Source organism: Kitasatospora griseola, from assembly GCF_014648555.1.
GTDB classification, from domain to species: domain Bacteria; phylum Actinomycetota; class Actinomycetes; order Streptomycetales; family Streptomycetaceae; genus Kitasatospora; species Kitasatospora griseola.
In genome coordinates, this window is sequence record NZ_BMRI01000016.1 from 6,478 (window position 1) to 10,679 (window position 4,202).

4 protein-coding genes and 1 pseudogene are annotated in these 4,202 nt (G+C 72.7%); 2 read left to right on the top strand and 3 right to left on the bottom strand.

What is annotated here, in order from left to right:
• Positions 1 to 284, top strand: a pseudogene (locus IEZ12_RS38805) (cysteine--1-D-myo-inosityl 2-amino-2-deoxy-alpha-D-glucopyranoside ligase); the annotation flags it as partial.
• Positions 285 to 338: 54 nt separating this feature from the next.
• Here IEZ12_RS38805 and IEZ12_RS20905 read toward each other — a convergent pair.
• Both IEZ12_RS20905 and IEZ12_RS20910 read right to left on the bottom strand, forming a co-directional pair.
• The gene (locus tag IEZ12_RS20905; protein WP_043911482.1) at positions 339 to 1,250 is read right to left on the bottom strand and encodes a PAC2 family protein; all 912 of its coding nucleotides are present in this window, start codon (positions 1,248 to 1,250) and stop codon (positions 339 to 341) included.
• A 136-nt stretch (positions 1,251 to 1,386) separates the two neighbouring features.
• Complete coding sequence (locus IEZ12_RS20910; RefSeq protein WP_189273536.1) at positions 1,387 to 2,133, bottom strand: LppU/SCO3897 family protein; 747 nt, start codon at positions 2,131 to 2,133, stop codon at positions 1,387 to 1,389.
• A gap of 245 nt (positions 2,134 to 2,378) precedes the next feature.
• Between IEZ12_RS20910 and adhP the strand changes: the two genes are divergently transcribed.
• Positions 2,379 to 3,392 (top strand): alcohol dehydrogenase AdhP, encoded by a 1,014-nt coding sequence (adhP, locus tag IEZ12_RS20915; protein ID WP_189273539.1) that lies wholly within the window; start codon positions 2,379 to 2,381, stop codon positions 3,390 to 3,392.
• A gap of 74 nt (positions 3,393 to 3,466) precedes the next feature.
• Here the strand turns inward: adhP and IEZ12_RS38810 are convergent.
• The coding region (locus IEZ12_RS38810) for a glutamate synthase-related protein (protein ID WP_268250259.1) at positions 3,467 to 4,202 on the bottom strand (736 nt) is incomplete at its 5' end.

Here is a 4,202-nt window from a genome sequence, read left to right on the forward strand (position 1 = left end):
CCCACCACTACCGCAGCGACTGGGAGTGGACGGCCGAGGACCTCGACTCCGCCCTCACCCGCCTCGCCGCCTGGCGCGCCGCGGTCTCCCGTCCGGACGGCCCCTCCGCGACGTCGCTGCTCGCGGAGCTCCGCGAGGCCCTCGCCGACGACCTCGACGCCCCGGCGGCGCTGGCGGCCGTCGACCGCTGGGCCGCGACCGCTCAGGCGGAGGGCGGCGACGACATCTCGGCCCCGGGCCTGGTCTCCCGCGCGGTGGACGCGCTCCTGGGCGTTGCCCTGTAAGGGAGCTACAACAGGGGCGCGTGGTGGCACCTCCCCACGCGCCCCCGGTTGCTCCTACTCTTCGTCCTCGTCCTTGGGCCGCTCCGTCGCGTGCCCCGTGATCGGCTTCTCGCCCTTCGGGCCCTGGTTCTCGCGGCGCCGCAGGTACCTCTCGAATTCGCGGGCGATCGCGTCCCCGGAGGCCTCCGGCAGCTCCGCGGTGTCCTGGGCCTCTTCCAACTGCTGGACGTACTCGGCGACTTCGGTGTCCTCTGCGGCGAGCTGGTCGACGCCGAGCTGCCAGGCGCGGGCGTCGTCGGCGAGCTCGCCCGGGGGGATGCGGAGGTCGAGGAGGTCTTCCAGCTTGTTGATCAGGGCCAGGGTGGCCTTGGGGTTGGGCGGCTGGGAGACGTAGTGCGGGACGGCGGCCCAGAAGGTGACGGCGGGGACGCCGGCGTGGGCGCAGGCCTCCTGGAGGACGCCGACGATGCCGGTGGGGCCCTCGTAGCGGCTCTCCTCCAGGTCGAGGCTGCGGGCCACCGAGGCGTCGGAGGTGACGCCGGAGACCGGGACCGGCCGGGTGTGCGGGGTGTCGCCCAGCAGCGCGCCCAGGACGACGACCAGTTCGACGCCCAACTCGTGGGCGAAGCCGAGCAGTTCGTTGCAGTAGGAGCGCCAGCGCATGCTCGGCTCGATGCCGCGCACGAGGACCAGGTCGCGCGGCTTGGGCTCGGTGACCCGGACCACCGAGAGCCGGGTGGTGGGCCAGGTGATCCGGCGGACGCCGCCGTCGAGCCAGATGGTGGGCCGGTTGACCTGGAAGTCGTAGTAGTCCTCGGCGTCGAGCGCGGCGAACACCTTGCCGCCCCAGGTCTCGTCGAGGTGTCCGAGCGCGGCGGAGGCCGCGTCGCCGGCGTCGTTCCAGCCTTCGAAGGCGCAGATCATCACCGGGTCGATCAACTCGGGCAGGTCTTCCAGCTCGATCACCCGGCATCTCCCTCCGTCCGTGGCGGGGGCACTGCCGCCCCCAGGTCCCTTACCTGCCCAGCCTACGGGCTTTGAATGCCACCCGTGGCCGGGCAAGAGGCCCAAGCGTATCGCCGTGAGCGGACGGGTCCGGCCGTCAGTCGACGGGCTCGGCGCAGGCGACGGTCGGGTACATGGCGAGGGCGCCGGGCGGGGCGGGGATGGTGAAGGTGACGGTGGCCTCGTCGGGGCAGGTCGCCTCGGTGCTTCCCTTGAGCTGCACGGTCTGCCTCACGTACTCCTTGTCGACCTTGTACTCGGGCCTGTGGTCGCCCTTTCCGTCGCAGCGGGTCTCGGCGACGGTGTCGGAGCCACTGGCGCTCTTGGTGGCGTAGACGCAGTCGCCGACGACGATGCCGGGGCCGCCGCCCCCGCCGGGCTCGCCGGGGTGCGGGTCGTGCAGGTTGCGCAGGCAGGCCCAGGCGGCCCGGTTGCGGGTGACGTTGGTCAGGTCGTTCTGGGTGAGGTCGAGGGCGACGTCGGTGCCGTCGGGGCAGTCCGCGCCGCGCGGGAGGGCGGCGGCGACGCCGGTCAGGGTGCCGCTGCGCTTGACGACCTTGGCCTCGGCGTTCGGGCTGTCGCAGGGCACCGTCTCGTAGTGGGCGGTGGTCCCGCTGCCGCCCGGGTCGAGGGCGCGGGCGCAGCTGCCTTCGGCGAAGTAGGAGTCGTCGAGCCGGGAGGGCGTGGGGGAGACGACGGGGGAAGCGGCGGCAGTGGCGGTGGGGGAGGGGCTGGGCGGCGGTGCGGCCTTGGCGTGCTTGGCGGGTTCGCAGCCGACCAGGAGCAGGCCGGCGGTGAGCAGGGCCAGTCCGGTCCCGGCGGTGCGCAGGAGTGCGCGGGTCATGTCGGTCCTCCGTACCCGGGGTGTGTCCGATGTGTCCGGTGGGCACAGAAAATGCCCAACCCGCCTGGGAATGACGGGCTTTGGTCAACGCTACCCTGACGGGCCGTCAGCCCCGGACGGGGAGCGGACGGTGATCTTCGTCGGGGTCGGCGCGCCCGTTCGCGGTTCCCCGGCGGAGCCAGCAGGCTGAGCGCAGAGAGACATCCCTTTTGTCGGATTCACCCGCTCTGCGAGGAGAGAAGGCCATGAAGGCAGCTGTGGTCCGGGACTTCACCGAGCCGCTGGAGATCGAGGAACGCGAGGTGCCGACCCCCGCGCCGCACCAGGTGCTGGTGCGGATCGAGTGCTCCGGCCTGTGCCACACCGACATCCACGCCGCGCACGGCGACTGGCCGGTCAAGCCGTCCCCGCCGTTCGTGCCCGGCCACGAGGGCGTCGGCGTCGTGGAGGCCGCCGGTTCGAACGTCCGGCACGTCAAGGTCGGCGAGCGGGTCGCCATCCCGTGGCTGGCCGACGCCTGCGGCCGCTGCGACTACTGCGTCACCGGCTGGGAGACGCTCTGCCTGTCCCAGCACAACTCCGGCTACTCGGTGGACGGCGCCTACGCCGAGTACGCCGTCGCGCACGGCGACTACGTGGTGCCCGTCCCGGACGGCGTGGACCCGATGGACGCCGCCCCGCTGTCCTGCGCGGGCGTCACCACGTACAAGGCGGTCAAGCTGTCCGGCGCCCGCCCCGGCACCCGGGTGCTGATCTCCGGCATCGGCGGCCTGGGCCACCTGGCGCTGCAGTACGCCCGGATCTTCGGCGCCGAGACGGTCGCGGTGGACATCACCGACGACAAGCTGAAGCTCGCCAAGGAGCTCGGCGCCGACCACGTGATCGACGCCCGGATCCAGGACGTGGCGCACGAGGTCCACAAGCTCGGCGGCGCCGACGCCGCGGTCTCGCTGGCCGTCAGCAACGCCTCGTTCCGCGCCGCCTACGACTCGCTGCGCCGCGGCGGCACCCTCGTCCTGGTCGCGCTGCCCGCCGGGGGCGAGCTGACGCTGCCGGTGTTCGAGACGGTGCTGAACGGCACCAGGGTGATCGGCTCGATCGTCGGCACCCGGCAGGACCTGGCGGAGGTGTTCCGGCTGCACCAGCTGGGCCGGACCAAGGTGATCCGGGAGACCCGCAAGCTGGAGGACGTGAACGCCTGCTTCGCGGACGTGCTCGCGGGCAAGGTGTCGGCCCGGCTGGTGTTCGACCTGCGCTGATTCGACCTGCGCTGATTCGACCTGCGCCGGGCAGGACGGGGCGGAGCCGGTCGGCTCCGCCCCTCGACGTCGCGTCAGACGGCCGGGCGGCCCGTCATCAGCGCGGTGATCCCCGCGGCGAGGTCCGGGCCGAGCTCGCCCCAGCCCTCCTTGTAGCCGTACACGCCGGCCAGGGTGCGGGCCTCGTAGTCGCCGTTCAGCACCTCGATGTCGGCAGCGGTGATCAGCGACGGGTGGGCGACGCCGAGCGCGGAGGAGACCTTCGTCAGCTCCCTGCGCAGGGTGCGCAGGTAGACCGCGGCCCGGGTGGACTTGGAGCCCGGGTCCACGCCGCGGGCCAGCCACGGGTTCTGGGTGGCGATGCCGGTCGGGCACTTGTCGGTGTGGCACTTCTGCGCCTGGATGCAGCCGATCGACAGCATCGCCTCGCGCGCCACGTTGACCATGTCGGCGCCGAGCGCGAACGCCACCGCCGCGTTCTCCGGCAGACCGAGCTTGCCGGAGCCGATGAACGTCAGCTCGTCGGTCAGGCCCAGCTCCGCGAAGGTGCCGTAGACCCGGGAGAAGCCCATCCGGAACGGCAGCGACACCGAGTCGGCGAAGATCCGCGGCGCCGCGCCGGTGCCGCCCTCGCCGCCGTCCACCGTCACGAAGTCGACGCCCCGGTCGCCGCGCGCCATCAGCGCGGCCAGCTGCTGCCAGAAGTCCAGCTCGCCGACGGCGCTCTTGATGCCGACCGGCAGACCGGTCTCGGCGGCCAGCAGCTCGACGAAGTCCAGCATCGAGTCCACGTCGCCGAACGCGGAGTGC

Excerpts from the sequence above, each read along its gene's own strand:
- IEZ12_RS20910 (WP_189273536.1), bottom strand. The coding sequence starts at position 2,133 with ATGACCCGCGCACTCCTGCGCACCGCCGGGACCGGACTGGCCCTGCTC.
- adhP (WP_189273539.1), top strand. The coding sequence starts at position 2,379 with ATGAAGGCAGCTGTGGTCCGGGACTTCACCGAGCCGCTGGAGATCGAG.